The sequence below is a fragment of the Mucilaginibacter sp. P2_A5 genome (genome assembly GCF_056404995.1).
The window spans coordinates 1-20,899 of sequence record NZ_JBFUCY010000011.1; the positions used below are offsets into that span (position 1 = coordinate 1).

The following is a 20,899-nucleotide window of genomic DNA, read 5'->3' on the forward strand; positions in this document are numbered from 1 at the left end:
TACTTCGTCCCTACCCATAAGCCATCCAATTTTCCTGTCATCCTGAGGAACGAAGGATCTATCAACATTGCATATCAGATAGAAAAGTTCGCGAATAGATACTTCGTCCCTACCCATAAGCCATCCAATTTTCCTGTCATCCTGAGGAACGAAGGATCTATCAACATTGCATATCAGATAGAAAAGTTCGCGAATAGATCCTTCGTACCTCAGGATGACAGTCTTTTATTTTTGAATGCCATTTCCCCTTCAGAATCCGCTACATCGGGGATTGCTTCGTACCTCACAATGAAGGGTGGTTTGTTTAACGCTAAACAACTTTATAAGTCTTTGTTTTCTTTAACAGTTATTTTAATCCTGCTAAAGTTTTCGGCCTCCGCCCAACAAGCAAACCATCTGCCATACGTAAACCCCTTCATCGGCACAGCCCAAAGCAATGTGCTCACCAAATGGGGCAGCGAGGGGGGCACCTATCCCGGTGCCGTTGCACCATCGGGTTTGATACAATTAAGCGCCGAAACCAGGTTTGGAAAGGGTTACAATTATGGAGATAGCGCCATTTATTATTTTAGCTGTTTTAGGCATATGAGCGGCTTTCCCGAGGGATCAGCAGGCAGGTTTTATGTGATGCCGGTTAAAGCAGTTAATGGATTTGAACCAGGTAAGTACTACAGGAAGTTTTCGCATAACCACGAAACGGCAAGCCCCGGCTACTATAAGGTGATGTTTGATGACGACCACAGCACCGTCGAGGCCACAGCAACAACCCGTACGGGGATATTCCGCTTTACGTTTACTGCAGGTTCATCACCGCAGATATTTATCGGCGATGCAGGAGATATTAGTGTTATATCGCCCAAAATACTCCATGCCTCCAACGGCAATATGGTTATCAATTTTACCGAGCCTTTTATCTCAAAAAAACAAGCTAAAGGCGGTTGGATTTTCGGTTTTTCATCAGGTGTAAAGGGCGATAAAATTATCGGGCTTAAATTGAGTGCTTCCACAGTTGGCTATGCAAGTGCGCAGCGCAATATAGACCAGGAAATAGGGCCACTATCCTTTGACCAGCTGCGTAAACGTACCGCCAACGAGTGGCAAAAAAAACTGGCTGTTGTTGATGTAACCGATAGCAGCGATACAAATAAATCCGTTTTTTATACCGCACTGTATCATTCGCTTTTAATTCCCTGGGTAATTGACGATGTGGATGGCCGTTATATGGGAGCCGATGGCAACATCCACCAAAAAACAGGCGCCAACCAATATGGTGCTTTCTCTCCTTGGGACACTTTTCGCTCCCTGCATCCCTTGCTTACATTGCTTTACCCGGATAAGCAGCAGGACGTGATTTTATCTACGCTGGATATTTACAAACAAACCGGCCACCTGCCAACCGAATCGATGACAGGCAACCACGCGATACCGATTATTGTAGATAGCTACATGAAAGGGATAGCCGGTTTTGATAAGCAGCTGGCTTATATGGCCATGAAGAAAAGCGTACTGGAACAGCCCTTTATTCAGCCGGATATGGAGATCTTTAATCAAAAAGGTTATATCCCCTTTACCCGGTCCGAGTCGGTTACCCGCACGGTTGAATATGCATATGATGATTGGGCTTTATCGCAATTTGCCAAAAACGTTGTCTATAATGATAAAGACTACCGGCTTTTGGCAAACCGGGGCTACAGCTACCGCAATCTTTTAAATAACGATCAACTATTACTATTGCCTCGCAACGATGATGAGTTTAAATTACAGCCGGGCATGTCGGGTTATAAGGAGGGGGATAAGTGGGTGTACTCTTACTTCGTACCGCATAACACCAAAGATCTTATTAACCTCACCGGAGGTAACAAACAGTTCGCGGGCCGGCTCGATTCGGCGCTTAGCAATAACGTGATCCTGTTTGATAACGAAACCGTATTTCATTTGCCCTACCTGTTTAACCAGGCAGGCAAACCGGCTTTAACCCAAAAATGGTTAAAGCAAATTATGATGCATCGTTTTAGCAATACCCCTGGCGGCTTACCCGGTAATGACGACCTGGGCTCAACCTCCAGCTGGTATGTTTTTAGCGCCATGGGTATTTACCCGGTCTGCCCCGGCAGGCCTTACTACGCTATCGGCACGCCCTTGTTTAAATCTGTTACACTGCACCTGCCAAACGGAAAACAGTTTACTGTAAATAGTAATGTTTCAGATACAAAAGGTTACGTAAAGGCCTTAACCATTAACGGTAAACCCTGGCAACAGTTAACCCTGCCGCATTCGGTATTAACAGCTGGTGGTTCAATGTTTTTTGATTTAACGGATAAGGCAGACAAGTGGCCAAAGGATAACAACCCTGTCGAGTTATCCGAAACAAAACAAAACCCTGACTTTAAAATGTTGAGTTGTTCCGTTTCAAAAAACAGCGTCGCGCCCGATGAATCTTTTACCGTTCATTTTTCAATCAGTAACAAAGGGACTACCGGCGTTAAAATTGTTACGCTATTGGTAAATGGCAAACCGTATGCTTACAAAAATTGCATGGTAGTTTTGGACGGTCTCCAAAAAGATTCGCTGGTATGCCGGCTTTACCCTATTGGGAAAACGGAACTTAAATTGGATGGTCTGCCTCCGGTTAGGGTCGATGTAAAACTGCCGCCAAATCCCCCGGCTCATCCCTTTAAAATTACCGGCCTTACCGCTACCCCGATGCTTAAAGTAAATGAGCCGCAACACCTCGCTTATACCATCAAGAATATTGGCGGCGTAAAACAAACTTTTAATGTCCCCATAGCAAAAAACGACACCTTAATTTTTACCGATACCGTTGTTTTGGAACCCGGCGAAAAAAAGGTGATAGACCACGTACTGGCAGGTGCTTCAAAGGGGTTCCAAAGGATATCCGCAGGTGATCAAAAGGTGGTTTACAAGGTGTACCAGGACAACACAGAATCACTTTTGCTTGATCTTTCTCCCATAGATTATTCGGCCGGTAATTCAGTAAAAGACAACTCCGGGTTTCAAAATGACGGGCAAATAGTTATTACCGGAAAACCTAAAACCAGCGGCAGGCTTGAGTTTAATGAACATACTTTTGTGGAGGTACCCAACGCTCCCGCCCTTGATAATATGGGCGAAACCATTACCATGATGGGCTGGGTATATCCCACCGGGAACGAAAGGGGGCTGGTTGACATGATAACCAAAGGTGATAGCCACGTTTTACAGGTATCTGATCATCAAACACTCACTTTTTTTGCCGGGGGCTGGGGCCGGGGTGATTGCACCGTTAACCTGCCCGCCAACTGGAATAATCATTGGCATCACATTGCAGGGGTGTGCACCGGTAAAACACTTTACCTGTATATTGATGGCGCGCTGGCAGGTACTACCGTGACGGAAATCACGGCAAACCTATCGGTAACCAACAAATGGACTTTAGGCAGAAATGAGGAATTTCCATCTGAAAGGATTTTTCATGGATATATGGATAAGGTAAAAGTTTACCAGGCCGCCCTAAACGCTGACGAAGTGATGCAGATAGTAAAAAAAGAAAAACCAGGGGAAGGAGGCAATTGATTACTAACAAAAATAAAATAAGCAGGGAGCCGGCGGTTGAATATACTTAAAACCCAGTCGATTCCCTTTTTATGATAGTTGATTTAAGTACCAGCGTTTCGTTCGGTTCAAAATACTTTTTGTTCAATATTTTAAAAAGGATGTTTGCCGCTTCTTTTCCCATCTCAAAGGCAGGCTGTGTAATTGTGCTGAGTGAAGGATTTAAAAGAGGGGCGGTTTTGAGGTTCGAAAAGCTTATTATTTTAATGTCGCGGGGGATATTCAGGTTGAGCTCCCGGCAGGCATAGTAACAGGGCAGGGCCAGGTTTTCAATGGATGTGATAATGCTGTCGGGTTTTTCATCAGTCAGCAGTTTTTTTATTAGCGCGTAATTTTCATCTTCATCGTTGGTGTCGTTTACAATTAGGGCATCGTTTTTGGCAATATGGTTGTCGTTTAACGCGGCGCAATATCCTGCAAACCGTTTTTTTCCTGTCGATAGGTTATTTAAGGCCATCAGGTAGGCAATTTTCCTGCACCCGCACTCAATTAAATGGCAGGTAGCATTATACGTGCTTTCGTAATCATCAGTGGTTATTTTTACGGCGTCTATATCCTCATTTACCCTGTCGAAAAAAACAACGGGTAACTGGTTAATAATATCCTTAAAATTTTGATCGTTATTGGTTTCGCTTGCAACCGAAATCAGGATCCCATCAACACGTCCACTCAGCAAACGGCGCATAAAGGCCATTTCCAAATCGCTGTTTTCGTGTGTTTGGTAAATTAAAACATGATAATCATGCTGGCGTGCTATTTCTTCGATGCCATTTATGGCCTGAGAAAAAAAGTTATTGGTTACTTCGGGAATAATTACAGCAATGGTTTTTGTTTTGTGGCTCCTTAAATTGCTGGCGGCAGGGTTGGGTTCATAGTTTAATTGTTTAGCCAGTTCCAAAACCTTCTTTTTGGTTTCGGGGCTTATTTCATGACTATCCCGTAGCGCCCTTGATACTGTGGCGGTTGATAAATTTAACGCTAAAGCGAGTTCTTTTAAATTAATGTTACCCATTGCGGATACCTTTTTATAACGGTATAATTTTACTAATATAAAGGGGTTTATGCAAACGTTTACGTAAATAAATGGATGCCGATGCCCCAAACTAAAGTAAAAGTTTAACAACTTAGATGCCTGATATAAAAATAAACCCCTGGCGTGTGGCATACGCAGGGATAATAAACCTGCTTTTATTCTTTATCGATAGTTTATCATGAAAATATTTTCTTTTTTGGCTTTGCTTGCTTTGCCCTTTGCCGGTTATGCACAGCAAAAGGTTTTTAAAATAACTGATTACGGCGCAAAGGCCGATGGTATTACCAATAACACTATCAGTATTCAAAAGGCTATTGATAATGCAAACGCGCAAGGCGGCGGTACGGTATATGTTCCGGCCGGGAAGTTTTTAACGGGGGTTATCAACCTAAAATCAAACGTTACCCTAAACCTGGCTGCTAACGCCGTATTGCTGGGGAGCGCAAAACGGACTGATTATGGCGAAGGGCATGCATCGCCCCTGATATTTGCCAAAGATCAGCAACACATTGGCATCACTGGTAAAGGAACAATTGACGGCAACGGCGACGAATTGCTGAAAGATCTTTTCGCGATGCTGAAGGCCGGAAAACTGCGGGATTCGTTATGGCAAAAAACTAATCCCTGGGGGCAAATTCAGCCTGAAGAGCCAAACCGGCCTAAATTAATCGGCTTTTTTAATTGCACCGGTATACAGGTAAAAGGCATAACCATTCAAAATGGCCTGGTGTGGATACAGGATTACAATAAGTGCAGGGATATGGTTATTGACAGCATTAAGGTAGTAAGCAACACCTACTGGAATAATGATGGTATTGACCTTGTGGATTGTAAAAATGTAAAGCTTACAAACAGCTTTTTTAATGCTGATGATGACGGCATCTGCCTGAAATCGAGCGACCGGAACAGCTGCTGCGAGAATATATATATAGCCAACTGTACCACGCGTTCAAGCGCCAGCGGTATTAAATTTGGCACCGCTTCATGGGGCGGCTTTAAAAAAATTACCATAAAGGACATCAAAATTTATGACACCTACCGCTCGGCAATTGCGCTGGAATGTGTTGATGGCGGCGTGATGGAAGATATTGACATTAGTAACATTAATGCCGTTAATACGGGTAATGCCATTTTTATACGTCTTGGCCATCGTAATAAAGACACTGTAGTGAGTAAGATTAATGGCATTAGGATAAGCAACGTAACCGTTGATGTGCCCAAAGGCAAGCCCGATAAAGGATACCCAATGGAAGGGCCGGAGGTTAAAGGCTCACACAACCCCTTCCCATCATCAATTGCTGGTTTACCGGGGCATCCTGTTCAAAACGTAACCCTGCAGAATATTAAAATAGTATATCATGGCGATGCCAGTAAAACTGTTGCCCATGTAAGTTTAGATTCATTGACCAGGATACCCGAAAACCCGCGTGATTATCCTGAGTTTTCGATGTTTGGCGAATTGCCCGCCTGGGGTTTTTATGCCCGCCACGCGGCAGGGGTGAGCTTTAAAAATGTAACACTTAGCTGCGCCGGCCGGGATTTTAGGGCTGCCTGCGTGTTTGAAGATATTGATGGGTTAACCCTTAATTCACTTAAAATACCGCAGGTTAAATCATTGCCCGTAATAGCGCTTTTTGGCGTTACTAAATCGTTAATGCAAAATATTCAGGTGCCCGGAAGTGCTAAAAATAAGGTACTTACAAAATAGGGAAAGGTTGATGTACGTAATCGTTTACGTAAATAAATACCCCCAATTATGTAAAACCGATGTTTTTTTTAGTGAATTTTAAAACATTATAAAGCTAAACTGTGCCTTTAAGCGCGGCTCATTTTAAAACTTATTTATTGGATTGCCGGTTTATGAACAGCCTGCTGGAGTTTTTACTTCAAGGTTTCCGGGGGTAGCGATAGGTATATTTTAGAGTTTAACAAATGAGGGCTTTACCAATATTTAATAATTAATTGTTTGAATACTTTACGATATGCAAAAGTTAACTGAAAAAGAAATTTCGCCGCTGCCAAGTCTGGATGTTTGGGAAGATGATGTATTAAGCAGGTATCCCGAACCCGGCACAGCTAAAGCCAAAGAGGAGTTCAGGGTTTATAATGATGCCGAAGACAACCCGGTAAGGGAGTTTTACAGGCTTAACCACACTTATCAAACTTATGGTAACGTTTTAGCAAAAAAGGCTAATTTTTTACAGTTTGATAAAATGGAAATGCCATGGTGGTCGGCAATGGAGTATTTGAATACGCTGGTTGATGAATCAGACCCTGATATTTCACTCGATCAGTTGCAGCATTTATTGCAAACATCTGAAGCAATCCGTGCTGATGGGCATCCTGATTGGTTTGTATTAACCGGCTTTATTCACGATTTAGGCAAGGTGCTTTGCCTTTTTGGCGAACCCCAGTGGAACGTTGTAGGCGATTCGTTCCCCGTAGGATGCAAGTTTTCGGATAAGATAGTTTACCCTGAATTTTTTGCCGCCAACCCCGATAGCACTGATGAGCGCTATAATACCAAATACGGTGTTTACACCCACCAGTGCGGGTTAGATAACGTGCACATGTCATGGGGGCATGATGAATACCTGTACCACATTACCAAAGATTATTTGCCCGAAGAAGCGTTGTATATGATCCGTTACCATTCGTTTTACTCGCAACATCGCGAAAAGGCTTATGATCATTTGCTGAATGCGCATGACCAGGAGATGTTTAAATGGGTTGATAAATTTAACCCTTACGACCTGTACTCCAAAAGCCCTAAGCCACCGGTAGTATCAGAATTAAAACCTTACTATGAGGATTTAATTGCCAAATATTTGCCGGCTACTGTTAAATTATAATTTAATGTACCCCTACGGTAACAAATTTTGTTGATTTTAATTGATTTGCCTGTTTACTTAACCTGCATAAAATAACGATTTAGCAGGTTAAGTTTAAAACAGGTTTACCTTAAAAATCAATAAACCGGCCCAAACACACTGTGAAATGTTTATGGGCAAATAAAATATTTGTATTTTCACAATAATTCCTGCTTGTTAAATGATTAAATAATTACCGGTTTTTATAGATATGGACGCAGATAAAGATTTAGTGTTTCGCCTACACGATGATGACATCGGCGCATTTGATCTGCTTTATCAAAAGTATCACCAGGCCATTTATCGTAATATTTATAAACTCACTAAGGATGATGATATCTCCTGCGATATTTTGCAGGATATTTTTATCGCACTGTGGGAAAAACGCGCCGAAATTAATGCCGATCAATCTGTAAGCGGCTGGCTTTTTGTGCTGAGTTTTAACAAATCGATATCATATTTACGTAAAAAGCTACGTGAGGCTGCGGTTGTTAATACCATGCCTTTTGCTGAAATTGAGCAGGAAGATAGCAACCTTCACCTAATTGACGATCAATATTATTTGTTGCACCAGGCCATCGATCAGCTATCGCCCCAGCGTAAAAAAGTATTTACCCTTTGCAAGTTAGAAGGGAAAACTTACGAGGAGGCTGCCGAAAAATTGAACATATCTAAACATACCGTTAAAGAGTATCTTGGCCATGCTGTGGCCGCAGTGAAAAACCATATCCACGAACACCAGGCCGAATGGAAAACCGCCGGCGTGTTGCTGGCCTGTTATTGGGTTGGTATCGACCAATAATTTCGATCTATGCTTATTGTGTGTGGGGTTAAATTAATAAAGCCTACTTCACACAAATCAACGCGAATTCCAGGAGTCCAATGCGGTGCAAAACACCAAAGAAACTGCTTTAATTTGTGGGTAAACACTACAAATTTACACGCTTCTTTTTGTATATCAAAACAGCAATTTATTCATGCACAAACAGGTGAAAATAAGTTAATTAATTTACACTTTTTAACAACAAATGCGCTATTTATCGATACAAAAAGTACATTTTTTGATACAAAAATAAAAAGAAGATTTTTCTCGTAAAAGTTCAAAAAAAACAGCCTGAAAAATCGGGTATCTTATGCGTTAAAATACCTGTTTGTAGTTTTTTGAATTTTTTTTGAAAATAATTACAAAACCATCCCCCCGTTTTAAACCTCCCGGCGTATTTATATAAAAATTGCTCGTGGAAACCATAGTTCAACGTTTAGAAAGGCTTTATAAAACTGATATCCTGACCCAGGACGACAAGCGCTGGCTTGCTGAATACCTGAAGGGAGATATCTCAGAGTTATACCTAATAGCGCTTGATGGTTTCAGTAAAGATGTGCTGGAACAAAAACTCACCCTCAGCGATCAGGCATCCAATCAAATACTAAAAAATATCCATCAACGTATAATTACGCCCCCCGAACAGGTATTTCCAATAAGGCGGTTGCTGGTAAAAATGGCCATTGCTGCATCTGTTGCCACCGTATTTTGTACCGGCTACTTGTTCAGAAAACAACTGGATAATTGGATAGATCCGGTTAAGTACCAGGAAACAGTAGCGCTAAACGGCGAAATAAAACTAATAAGTTTATCTGATGGCACCACCATATGCCTTAACTCGGGCAGCCGGTTGAGCTACCCTGATAAATTTAAAGAAAACACAAGAGAAGTTATCCTTACCGGCGAAGCTTTTTTTAAAGTAGCGCATAATAGCAGCAAACCATTTATCATCCATTCGGGCAAAATTAAAACTACCGTTTTAGGTACCAGCTTTAATGTTAAAGCTTATAACGAGGATAAAGCCATTAAAGTAACCGTAGTAAGCGGCAAGGTAGGAGTATTAGCAACTGCCGTAAAACAACCTGCGGTATTGCTTACTCCCAATATGCAGCTGGTATATACCAAAACCAGCCAAACACTGGTCGCCGCAAAAATTGACGATGCGTTATCGATTATTAGCTGGCAGCAGGGGAAGCTACAATACCATAATACACCTTTATCTGATGTTCTGGCCGATGTTCAGCGCAAATATAACGTAGTGATCAAGGCCGATAAAAATCTGCTTAACTGCACCTTGTATGCCGATTTTAATAATATGCCATTGCAAAAAGTGCTAAAGCTGATAGAAGCCCTTATAAATGCCCACTTTAAAAAGGAGGACGGCACCTATACCTTAAAAGGTAAGGGCTGTAACTAAAATACCGATTATATAAAACAAATAATGTTTGACACCTAAATAAAAGCTATGAGTTAAAACAAGGGAAAGAGAAAATGATCCTCCAAAATGGCCGGGCCAGTTTTGGAGGAATAAAATGCCAAAGATTTATTAATGGAGCATGCAGGAGGCCTCAAGAACCATAGCACGTTCCAGCTTGACCTATAACACTTTAATATAGCAAAAATATGAAAAAAACTATACCCGAAAGATTCTTTCGAGCCATAACACTAGTTATGAAAATTAATGCGATTATTTTATTAGTTGTCTGCTCGCTATCGTCCATTGCTATGGCCGATAACTCATACGGACAAAGCGTACTGGAAAAGCCAGTTACCCTTAAATTGAAAAAAATGCCGCTTTCTGATGCGCTTGAACGCATTTCGGCAAATACAGGTGTGCGGATTATGTATACCGGCAATAATATGGAAAGCGATGTTAAAGTGACCCTGACGGCACGCAACGAGAAACTGGAAGCCGTATTAAAAAAGGTTTTACTGGATAATCAATTTACATATACCGAAGTTGAAGGTAGTTTGTTGGTTAAACCTGCACCAAAACCACCGGTTGAGAAAAAAGTGGAGCTTCCTCCGCCTACCATTATAACAGGTACCGTTGTAGATGATAAAGGACTGCCACTGATTGGCGTTTCTGTTAAAATAGCAGGGCTTGCAACTGGTGCTGTTACCGATTTAGAGGGTAAGTTTAGGGTACAGGTGGCCAACGAAAACGCTGTATTGGTATTCTCTTATATCGGTTTTGATACGCAACGGATAACAGTTGGTACGCAAACCGTAATAAAGGTTACGTTGGTGCCTTCGGCCAATTCATTATCTACAGTAGTTGTTGTAGGCTACGGTACCACAACAAAAAAGGAATTAACCAGCTCCATTGCTACGGTTAAGGCCGAGCAATTTAACGCCGGTGTGGTAACAAGCCCTGCCGATTTACTGGAAGGTAAAGTGGCCGGTTTAAATATCACCAGTGATGGTAACCCCAATGGCAAAGCTTCTGTTACGCTTCGCGGGCCATCGTCAATAAGGGCTGGCGCCGCATCAGTACCATTTTACGTAATAGACGGCGTACCGGGAGCGGATTTCAATTTGCTTGCCCCTTCGGATATTGCTTCAATAGATGTGTTAAAGGATGCCTCCGCTGCAGCAATCTATGGAACCAGGGCTACCAATGGTGTGATTTTAGTAACTACTAAAAAAGCTAAAGCAGGCCAGATGAGGATGACTTACAATGGTTACGGAGCGTTTGAAAAAGTATCTAACCAGTTTGATGTAGCCAGCGCCGATCAGCTTAGGGCCTATGTAAAAGCTAACGGACAAAGTTTTACGCCGGCAAATGACAATGGCGGAAATACCGATTGGCAAAAAGCCGTTGAACGCAATACAGGCTTTTCGCAAAACCATAACCTTTCGTTTGGTGGCGGTACCGATAAAACTACTTATAACGGAAGTTTAAATTTCCTGGATAACCAGGGTATTGTTAAAAGCAGTGGTTTAAAACGTGTTATAGGCAGGCTTAATATCACGCAAAAAGCGCTGAATGATAAATTGAAACTGGATTTCTCCTTAAGCAATGCAGTTACCAACTCAAATCTGCTGGTTAATGATATTCCCTTGTCAAGCGCAAACGGTCAAAGTCCTGGCTTGTTTAAGTCGATAGTTCAGTATTTGCCTACCCGTACCATTTATAATGCTGATGGTACATTTTATAACGACCCCACTTTAAAACTGGGTTATAACCCGGTTGGCCTTATTACCAATGATACCTACAAACAAAAAGTTAGCTTGCTATTGGGTAATGTTCGCGGTGAGTTGATATTACCAGCCGGCCTGCTTTACAATTTTAACTTAGCTTACCAGGAAACCAATACCGATAACAATACTTATTACAATTCCGCATCTGAGCTTGCTCCAAGTCTTAACGGTAAAGCTATCCGGTCGACGTATACAGATACCAAAAAGTTATTTGAAAACTATTTAACCTATGCTCATAATTGGAATGATAAGCATAATTTTAAAATCCTGTTTGGTTATTCAATAGATCAAACTACAACGGGTGACGGTTTTCAGTCAACTAATCAGAATTTTATTTCTGATGCTACCGGTTATAGTAACCTGGCGTTAGGTACGCCGGCTGCCGGTTACCGCGTTGATTATGGCGGCGTTAACCAGGAAACGTTGCGCCTGGTTTCATTTTATTCTCGCGTAAATTACAGCTACTTAGGTAAATACCTTTTGCAGGCATCGTTACGCCGGGATGGGTCAAACGCTTTTGGTACCAACAACCGCTGGGGATATTTCCCCGCCGCTTCGGCCGCATGGCGCATAATCGACGAGGGCTTCATGAAATCGCAATCGCTGTTTGACGATTTGAAACTGAGGGTAGGATATGGTAAAACAGGTAACTCGTTAGGCTTCTCGCCTTATACACCTATAACGCTTTATGGTACTACCGGTAGTTTTTATTACAACGGTGCCTATATCGGCGCTATTGGTGTAACCCAGAACCCGAATCCGGATTTGAAATGGGAAAGTACAGGTACGCTTAATGGCGGTGTCGAATTCTCTATATTAAAAGGAAGGCTGGGGGGCTCGGTTGACATCTACAATAAAAAAACAACCGATATGATCACTACCGTTCCGGTATCACTGATCAATAACTTCGTATCCACCAAGGTAGAAAACGTAGGCAGTATGTCTAACAAAGGTGTTGAAATAGCCCTGAACGGTACGCCTATCAAATCAAAAGACTTTACCTGGAGCAGCTACGGCAACATTTCATTTAATAAAAATAAGATCACATCACTGGCGCCAAATCTGTCTAAAATATATGTGGGTGATCCTGAAGGACCCGGACAAAGCGGTATAAAGGTATCTATTATTGAAGCCGGCTATCCGCTTGGCGAGTTTTATACGCTGAAATACCTTGGCCGTCCTAACGGTGTGTCAACATTTTTAGGCGCTAATGGCCAGCCAACCACAACGCCTACAAGTGCCGATCAAACCTATGCAGGTAATGCACAGCCAACTTATACATTTGGTTTGGGCAACGATTTTACGTATAAAAACTTTAGCCTTAATTTCTTTTTCAGAGGTCAGGGCGGTAATAAAATCATGAACGCATCTTTGGCCAGCTTTAACCAACCAACCCAGGCTTCGGCGCACGGTGTGCCTACCTTAACATTAAGCGAGCCAGGTACCGATGTTAACGCCAACTTGTATTCAACACGTTATCTTGAAAGTGGCGCGTTTATCAGGTTAAGTAATGCAACACTTGCTTACAAATTTAATGTTGCAGGTAATTATGTACACGGCATCCGTTTGTATGTTACCGGTACCAACTTGTTTATTATCACCAAATACAAAGGGGTTGATCCCGAGTTGAATTTGAACATCGATAACCAGGCAAGCGGCCAGTTTATTGGCGTTGATAGTAATAATTTTTATCCAAAAACAAGGAGCTTCCTTGCAGGTATACAAGTTGATTTATAATAACCATTAACCTAACAGACATGAATAATTTAAAAAGATATATAAAACCTGGCCTTATTGCCATGGTTATGGGGGCTATTTACCTTTCGGGCTGTACTAAGTTAGATATCACGCCTAAATCGGCGCTTACCCCGTCTATTTTTCCAACCACACCGGCTCAGTACGTAGCTGCCACAGGGCCTATTTACACCTCGTTTCGCGGGGCGCCGGGCAGGCAGTACTGGCTATTGCAAAATTTAAGTACAGACGAATGTGTATTGGTGGCCCGTGGCGGCAACTGGCTTGATGGCGGTACTTATTCAACCGTAAACCTGCATACCGTAACCCCCGATAACGGTATGACAGAAACCTGCTGGCAGTGGGGTTACGGAACCATAAGTTTATGTAACCAGGTATTGTCGTTGTTTGACGCTACACCTGCAAGTGACGCTAAAAAGCAAACCGTTGCCGAAATTAAAACCATGCGGGCATTATCTTACTTTTATTTGATGGACCTTTTTGGCAATGTTCCTATCAGCAAAAAATTTGGCGATACCACCAACCTGGGCACTCAGCCAAGAGCCGCGGTGTTTGCCTTTATCGAAAGCGAATTGCTTGCGCAAATTCCTGATCTGAGCGCTACGTCGGGCGTAACAACTTACGGCAGGCCAACCAAAGGTTTAGCTTATGCCATACTTGCAAAAATGTACCTTAATGCCCAATATTACATTGGCACGCCAAGGTACCAGGATGCGGTTACCATGTGCGATAATATTATAAAAGGCGGCCAATATTCTTTAGATGCCGATTATTTGGGCATGTTTAAACCCAACAATGGTCCGCAGATTAAGGATTTTATTTTTGCCGTACCTTTTGATGGTGTGCAGGCGCAGGGGCAGTATTATTCCCGCTGGACGCTTAACCCTAATTTGAAAAGTAAATATAAAATGCCTTACACGCCCGATGGACCGGTGTATACTTATAAAGAGTACTATGCTTTGTTTAACGATGCTAATGATATTCGTAAAAAACAATACCTGGTTGGTAAGCAATATAACAATGATGGCACGCCAATAAATATTACTACAACCAACATAGGGCTTGATGCAAGCTATAGCGGCCCAAATCCTACTGCCCAGGTTGTACACCAGCTGGAGTTTACGCCAGATATTATATGGAAGAATAACGCCACTTTTGATATTGGTAATGATGAACTTGCCAACGAAGAAGGCTACAGGAATAATAAATTTTATCCGGATAGCTTAAACACCGACCGTAACCAGGGTAATGATGTGCCGATGTTCAGGTATGCCGATGTGTTGCTGGAGAAAGCGGAAGCCATTTTAAGAGGTGCAACCGCCACCAACGGCGATTCGCCTTTATCATTGGTTAACCAGGTAAGGGCGCGTGCAAAAGCCACCCCTTTGGCCGCAGTTACGTTAGCTGATATATTAGACGAGCGTGGCCGCGAGCTGTCCATGGAAATGTGGCGCCGTAATGACGTTATTCGTTTTGGTCAGTTTGAAAAATCATGGGGTATAAAAACCGATGCAAATCCTGCCAAACGCATTTTCCCGATACCAAGGCCCGAGATGCAGTTAAATCCAAAACTGGTACAAAACCCAGGTTATTAACCAATATTGTTTAACAAATACAGGCCGCATACCGGCCTGTATTTGTTTTTTACCGTCTTTTGTTTTTAATATAATTGCTTAATATGTTGTTAAACAAATTGCCTGCAAAGCTTTTTTTTGCCCTGCTTGTTATTTTAATTTTTATCCGTGGAGGTGCAAATGCCCAGGTTAACAAGAATGCATCATACGCTTTAATTGGCCGCGTAATACCAAAGGCGGCAACACATTTTAAGGTGGAAGAAATCCCGGCGATTAACGGAAAAGATGCCTTTGAAATAGAAAGTATTAACAACAAAATTGTATTAAGGGGCAATAATGGTGTCGCAGTAGCATCTGCATTATACTATTACCTAACCGAATACTGCCACTGCCAGGTAACCTGGAATGGCACCAATTTAAACCTGCCCGCAAAATTACCCGCTGTAACCGCAAAAATTCATAAAAACACACCCTACCAATACCGCTATTACCTAAACTATTGCACCTACAACTATAGCATGAGCTGGTGGGACTGGAAACGGTGGGAAAAAGAAATTGACTGGATGGCCCTGCATGGCATTGATATGCCGCTTGCATTAACCGGCCAGGAGTATACCTGGTACGAAGTTTATAAGGATATGGGTTTTACCGATAATGATTTGAAATCATTTTTCTGCGGCCCAGCTTATTTTTCATGGTTTTGGATGGGCAACCTGGATGGCTGGGGCGGCCCCCTGCCCCTAAGCTGGATGACAAGTCACCGCGATTTGCAGCAAAAAATATTAAAGCGTGAAAGAGCGCTTGGCATGAAGCCCGTTTTGCAATCATTTACCGGCCATGTACCCGCCGCGTTCATGACACGCTTCCCAAATTCAAAACTGAAAAAGACTAACTGGAACAATGGTTTTGGCGACACCTATATATTGGATACCCACGACCCAATGTTTGACTTAATTGGGCGTAAGTTTTTAGAAACCCAAACGCGCTTATACGGCACCGATCATTTATACTCGGCCGATACCTTTAATGAAAATGAACCGCCAACTGATGATCCTACCTATTTATCGGCATTAAGTTCGAGAGTGTACCAGGCTATGAGTAGTGCCGACCCGAAAGCCGTGTGGGTAATGCAGGGCTGGCTTTTTTATAGCGACCGTAAATTCTGGAAAACACCACAGATAAAAGCTTTATTGGAGGCTGTCCCCAACGATCATATGATTATGCTTGATTTGGCGACCGAGATAGAACCCGTTTGGAAGCGTACCGAAGCCTATTATGGCAAGCCCTGGATTTGGAACATGCTGCATAATTTTGGCGGCAATATCGGGATGTTTGGTAGGATTGAAGGCGTAGCCACCGGCCCCGCGCTGGCCCTTAAAGATACTGCATCGGGCAAATTGGCAGGCATTGGCCTTACCATGGAAGGCATTGAACAAAATCCTGTGTTGTATGAATTAATGACCAGCAACACCTGGCAAAACGAGCCCATTAACCTGGATAACTGGCTTCGGTCATACATTTTAAACCGCTACGGCAACGTGAACCAACATACACTTAAAGCATGGCAGGTATTAAAAGAAACCGTTTATAACGGTAAAGATATCCGCGATGCCTCGGAGTCAATCATAACAGGCAGGCCAACGTTTGATTCGGCCGCGGTGTGGACGAGGACTAAGCTAAATTATCAGCGTAAAGACCTGCTGCCCGCCTGGGACGAACTGATGAAGGCCGTACCCTCGTGCAGCAAGAGCGATGGCTTTCAGTATGACCTGGTTGATTTATCGAGACAGGTATTAGCCAACTACGCCAGGCCATTGCAGCAAAAATGGGTAAAGGCTTATGAGGATAAAAACGTGATCGACTTTGATAAATACAGCAGTCAGTACCTTCAATTGATTGGCGATATGGATGCGCTTTTGGCAACACGTAAAGATTTTTTATTAGGCCCATGGCTTGCCGATGCCCGTAATTGCGGAACCACCCCAACCGAAAAGGCAATTTATGAACGAAACGCCCGAAACCTGGTTACCCTTTGGGGCGACGAAAAAAGCCCGCTTCATGAATACTCCTGCCGCCAGTGGAGCGGTTTGTTAAATGATTTTTATAAGGTGAGATGGCAAAAGTTTTTTACCGAAGCTAAAGCCGCCTTGAAAGCTGCCAAGCCGATGGATGCCGCCGCATTTGATAAAAATATAAGCGCCTGGGAATGGAACTGGGTAAATACACAAAAACCTTACCCGGTAAGTACAAAAGGCAACAGCATATTGATGGCCCAACAACTGTATAAAAAGTACCGGACTAAAATAGGGGCAGACTTAAAATAACAATAATCTTTAAGGCATATGGCCAACGTACCAATAGTAGCTGATCCTTTTATAAATACCAACGATGGTAAAAATACGCCTGTAAAGTTACCCCGCTTACTATCATTAGATGCGCTGCGTGGCTTTGATATGTTTTGGATAATGAGCGGCGAAGGTGTGGTACACGCCCTGGCGAAGGCAACCAATTGGTCGGTTTTATTGTGGATGTCGGGCCAGCTGCACCATACCGATTGGAATGGGATTACATTTTATGATATGATCTTTCCGCTGTTTTTGTTTATAGCCGGTGTGTCTATGCCATACTCTATGCACAATAAAATGCTGAAGGCGGGAGTAAACGATGCACAGTTTTTACCCAAAGCAGATAAGCGGAGCATCTATTTATCCATGATCCGCCGTACCCTTATCCTGCTTTTTTTGGGGATGGTTGTTAACGGCCTTTTTAAGTGGAATGGGTATGAGCAAACTCGTTTCGCCAGCGTATTAGGACGTATCGGCCTGGCCTGGTTTTTTGCCGGGCTCATTTATTTAAATTTTAATACCCGGCAGCAGCTTGTTTGGTTTGCTGTGCTGTTAGTAGGCTACTGGGCAGCCATGATGCTTATCCCCGTTCCCGGTTATGGCGCAGGTGTTTTAACCATGAATGGTAGCCTTGAGTCATATGTAGATCGTTTATTACTTCCCGGCCGGTTACATGATAAAATACATGATCCCGAAGGGGTGTTATCAACCATTCCGGCAATTGGCACAGCCATGCTGGGCATCTTTACCGGCCAGTTTTTAAAATACCAGTCGGTAAAATGGCCCATGTGGAAAAAGGGTCTGGCATTGTTTGTGGCCGGACTGATACTAATTGCCATCGGCTCCGTGTGGAATTTAACCTTCCCTATTAATAAACGCCTGTGGACAAGCTCTTTTGTTTTATTTGTAGGTGGATGGAGTTTGGTTTTCCTGTCTGTTTTTTACCTGGTTATTGATGTGGCGGGCTATCGTAAATGGGCTTTCCCTTTTGTGCTTATCGGCGTAAATTCAATCCTTATTTACCTGGCATCCGAAGGCATGATCGATTTTCAGCATACCGCCCATTACTTTTTTGGTGGACTGATCCAGTACGTGTCGCCGCTATGGCAAACGGTTTGGCAAGCCATAAGCATCGTGATTGTGCAGCTTGCATTGCTTTATTTTTTATATCGAAACAAAATATTTTTGAAAATATAGTCTTGTGCGTTGCAGAAGCTTAGTGTTAAGTTAATAGTACTGAGTCTTAAGTCAAAAGTTATATTTATTCTTTTTTGACTTAGGACTTAAGACTTTCGGCTAAAGACTATTACACGATTAACATGACATGTATGATACTTTATAAAGGGAGGCGTTTATATTTTATTTTATTGCTATTGATTGGCTCAGCAGCTGCTTTTGCGCAGGATGTTGTTAAATACGTACAGCCATTGGCAGGTACCGCCGTTGCCACAACAGCATCGGCAGTAAAGCACGGTTCTGGGTATGCCGCATCGCAGGCTAATACTATTCCTGCGGTAACCACGCCATTCGCCATGACGCAGTGGACGCCGGAAACCCAGGCAACAGAAAATAAGTGCGTACCACCGTATCTTTATAAAGATAGCCTGTTTTACGGCCTGCGCGGCTCGCATTGGTTAAGTGGTTCATGCACGCAGGATTATGGCAGCGTTACCATTATGCCCATAACCGGGAAATTAAAAACCAACAATTACCAAACCTCATTTAAACACACCGATGAGCTGTTAACCCCTTATTTATACCAGGTTAATTTAGCCGAATATAGCGTACATGCCGCCGTAACGGCCACTCCACGCTGTGGTATGATGCAGTTTACTATGGATAAAACGGATAGCCTTTTTTTGCTGATTACGCCCAACAGCGACAGGCATGAGGGTTTTATAAAAGTAGATGCTAAAAGGGGTGAGGTATATGGTTATAACCCGGCTCATCGCATTTACCAGGGATGGGGCAAAAGCGCCGGTTTTAACGGGTTCTTTGTAATCAGGTTTGAAAAAGCTGCCGGGCGGACCGGTACGTTTACCGACGACAAAATTTTATCAGCCACAAGCATAAAAGATCAGCCGGGAGCAGGCGCTTTTGTCGGCTTTAAAATGAACAGGGGCGAAAAGCTGGTGATCCGCATAGGGACATCATTTACCAGCCTTGATGGCGCCCGTAAAAATTTACAGGCAGAAATGCCCGGGTTTGATTTTGATAAAGCAGTTGTAACCTGTAAAGCGGTTTGGCAAAAAGCGTTGAGCCAGATCAGCGTAACTACCAATAGCGTTAAAGACAAAAATATTTTTTACACCGCCTATTACCATACCATGCAGCAACCCCGCCTGTTTAGTGATGTTGATGGCAGCTACCCGATGTTTGCCACAGGTTATAAAAACGCAAAGCTGGCAAAGGGCAATTATTACGATGATTTTTCGATGTGGGATATTTACCGTGCCGAAATTCCTTTGTACGAAATACTGAAACCTGCTTTTGTAAACGACCTGGTACGCTCGCTGATTATCAAAGGCAGGCAAGGGGGCTGGATGCCTATATTCCCCTGCTGGAACAATTATACATCGGAAATGATAGGCGATCATACGGCTTCGGTAATCAGCTCCGCCTATCTTAAAGGTATCCGCGATTATGATGTAAACGAAGCTTATGGCTTATTGCGGCACAATGCATTTGATATACCGGCCAATAAAGCTGATTATGTAGAAGGTAAAGGCCGTCGGGCTTTGGATAGTTATCTAAAATATCATTATATACCGCTGGAAGATAGCGTACCCGATGCCTTCCATAAAAAAGAGCAGGTGAGCCGTACCATGGAGTATGCTTATGATGATTACGCCTTATCGCAATTTGCGAAACAAATAAATAAAACAGTAGATTATAAATTGCTGATGCAACGTGCGGGTTACTATAAAAACGTTTTTGACCCGGCAACAGGCATGGTACGTGGCCGCTACGCGAATGGCAGCTGGATAGCGGATTACAATCCCGATAAAAAAGAAAGCTATATTACCGAGGGCACACCCCGCCAATACACATTTTACGTACCCCAGGATATTCCAGGGCTTGCCCGGCTAATGGGCGGCCCCGCCAAACTGGAATTGGCATTGGATAGTTTATTTTTGAAAAAAGAATACTGGCACGGCAATGAGCCCGGTCATCAAATCCCTTTTATGTACAACTATACCCCTGCTCCCTGGAAGGCCCAGCAACGGGTTAGGGAGATACTTGCAACGGAATACAGCGATGGTCCGGGTGGTTTGGGAGGTAATGACGATGCGGGTCAGATGTCGGCCTGGTACATGTTCGCATCCATGGGTTTTTACCCGGTAAACCCGGTATCGGGCGATTTTCTGTTATGTTCGCCAATTTTTGATAAAGTAATATTGAAGCTGCCCAATGGGAAAAGCACCACCATAACCTGCCACAAAAAAAGTAAAACCTCAGCATACATCTACCAGGTAAAGCTGAATGGGAAGTTTAGCCCACGTAATTATATAAGCTACAAACAGATCATGAACGGTGGTAGCCTGGAATTTTATATGCAGGATAAGCCGGATGTTAAATGGGGCGCACAACCCGGATACCAACCTGCGAAATAAAGGATGAGCGTTAACTCAGGTGGAATTATAATTTAAGGCACCAACAGGTAAGCTGAAAAATAGGAGGAT

The 20,899-nt window shown here is 43.0% G+C and carries 11 protein-coding genes; 10 read left to right on the forward strand and 1 reads right to left on the reverse strand.

What is annotated here, in order from left to right; all coding sequences use genetic code 11:
- Window positions 1–3,573, forward strand: a 3,573-nt coding sequence (locus AC1DXF_RS11120) for a GH92 family glycosyl hydrolase (RefSeq protein WP_477448521.1), incomplete at its 5' end; no start/stop codon positions are given.
- A 46-nt stretch (window positions 3,574–3,619) separates the two neighbouring features.
- On the opposite strand, the gene AC1DXF_RS11125 is transcribed toward AC1DXF_RS11120, so the two are convergent.
- Window positions 3,620–4,624, reverse strand: a complete 1,005-nt coding sequence (locus tag AC1DXF_RS11125) for a LacI family DNA-binding transcriptional regulator (RefSeq protein WP_477448523.1) — start codon at window positions 4,622–4,624, stop codon at window positions 3,620–3,622.
- Window positions 4,625–4,823: 199 nt separating this feature from the next.
- On the opposite strand from AC1DXF_RS11125, the gene AC1DXF_RS11130 reads away from it, so the two are divergent.
- From AC1DXF_RS11130 to AC1DXF_RS11170, 9 genes are all read left to right on the forward strand, one after another.
- Window positions 4,824–6,353, forward strand: a complete 1,530-nt coding sequence (locus tag AC1DXF_RS11130; protein WP_477448525.1) for a glycoside hydrolase family 28 protein — start codon at window positions 4,824–4,826, stop codon at window positions 6,351–6,353.
- Window positions 6,354–6,627: 274 nt separating this feature from the next.
- Window positions 6,628–7,497, forward strand: a complete 870-nt coding sequence (locus AC1DXF_RS11135) for an inositol oxygenase family protein (protein ID WP_477448527.1) — start codon at window positions 6,628–6,630, stop codon at window positions 7,495–7,497.
- Between the two features lie 229 nt (window positions 7,498–7,726).
- A complete protein-coding gene (locus tag AC1DXF_RS11140) occupies window positions 7,727–8,317 on the forward strand; it encodes an RNA polymerase sigma factor (protein WP_477448528.1) in 591 nt (196 codons plus the stop codon).
- A 436-nt stretch (window positions 8,318–8,753) separates the two neighbouring features.
- On the forward strand, window positions 8,754–9,755 hold the full coding sequence (locus tag AC1DXF_RS11145) for a FecR family protein (protein ID WP_477448530.1): 1,002 nt from the start codon (window positions 8,754–8,756) through the stop codon (window positions 9,753–9,755).
- Between the two features lie 254 nt (window positions 9,756–10,009).
- Complete coding sequence (locus tag AC1DXF_RS11150) at window positions 10,010–13,279, forward strand: SusC/RagA family TonB-linked outer membrane protein (RefSeq protein ID WP_477448532.1); 3,270 nt, start codon at window positions 10,010–10,012, stop codon at window positions 13,277–13,279.
- A gap of 20 nt (window positions 13,280–13,299) precedes the next feature.
- Window positions 13,300–14,892, forward strand: coding sequence for a RagB/SusD family nutrient uptake outer membrane protein (locus tag AC1DXF_RS11155; RefSeq protein WP_477448534.1), 1,593 nt, complete (start codon window positions 13,300–13,302; stop codon window positions 14,890–14,892).
- 83 nt (window positions 14,893–14,975) lie between these two features.
- Entirely contained in the window at window positions 14,976–17,195 is a 2,220-nt protein-coding gene (locus AC1DXF_RS11160; RefSeq protein WP_477448536.1) for an alpha-N-acetylglucosaminidase, read from the forward strand.
- 18 nt (window positions 17,196–17,213) lie between these two features.
- Entirely contained in the window at window positions 17,214–18,413 is a 1,200-nt protein-coding gene (locus tag AC1DXF_RS11165; protein ID WP_477448538.1) for an acyltransferase family protein, read from the forward strand.
- A 131-nt stretch (window positions 18,414–18,544) separates the two neighbouring features.
- Window positions 18,545–20,830 carry a GH92 family glycosyl hydrolase gene (locus AC1DXF_RS11170; RefSeq protein ID WP_477448540.1) on the forward strand — a complete coding sequence of 762 codons (2,286 nt, stop codon included), beginning with the start codon at window positions 18,545–18,547 and terminating at the stop codon, window positions 20,828–20,830.
- Window positions 20,831–20,899: the final 69 nt, after the last annotated feature.

What these genes read in the sequence shown, in the direction of transcription:
- AC1DXF_RS11125 (WP_477448523.1), bottom strand. Translation starts at nt 4,624, where the DNA reads ATGGGTAACATTAATTTAAAAGAACTCGCTTTAGCGTTAAATTTATCA.
- AC1DXF_RS11130 (WP_477448525.1), top strand. Translation starts at nt 4,824, where the DNA reads ATGAAAATATTTTCTTTTTTGGCTTTGCTTGCTTTGCCCTTTGCCGGT.
- AC1DXF_RS11135 (WP_477448527.1), top strand. Translation starts at nt 6,628, where the DNA reads ATGCAAAAGTTAACTGAAAAAGAAATTTCGCCGCTGCCAAGTCTGGAT.
- AC1DXF_RS11140 (WP_477448528.1), top strand. Translation starts at nt 7,727, where the DNA reads ATGGACGCAGATAAAGATTTAGTGTTTCGCCTACACGATGATGACATC.
- AC1DXF_RS11150 (WP_477448532.1), top strand. Translation starts at nt 10,010, where the DNA reads ATGAAAATTAATGCGATTATTTTATTAGTTGTCTGCTCGCTATCGTCC.
- AC1DXF_RS11155 (WP_477448534.1), top strand. Translation starts at nt 13,300, where the DNA reads ATGAATAATTTAAAAAGATATATAAAACCTGGCCTTATTGCCATGGTT.
- AC1DXF_RS11160 (WP_477448536.1), top strand. Translation starts at nt 14,976, where the DNA reads ATGTTGTTAAACAAATTGCCTGCAAAGCTTTTTTTTGCCCTGCTTGTT.
- AC1DXF_RS11165 (WP_477448538.1), top strand. Translation starts at nt 17,214, where the DNA reads ATGGCCAACGTACCAATAGTAGCTGATCCTTTTATAAATACCAACGAT.
- AC1DXF_RS11170 (WP_477448540.1), top strand. Translation starts at nt 18,545, where the DNA reads ATGATACTTTATAAAGGGAGGCGTTTATATTTTATTTTATTGCTATTG.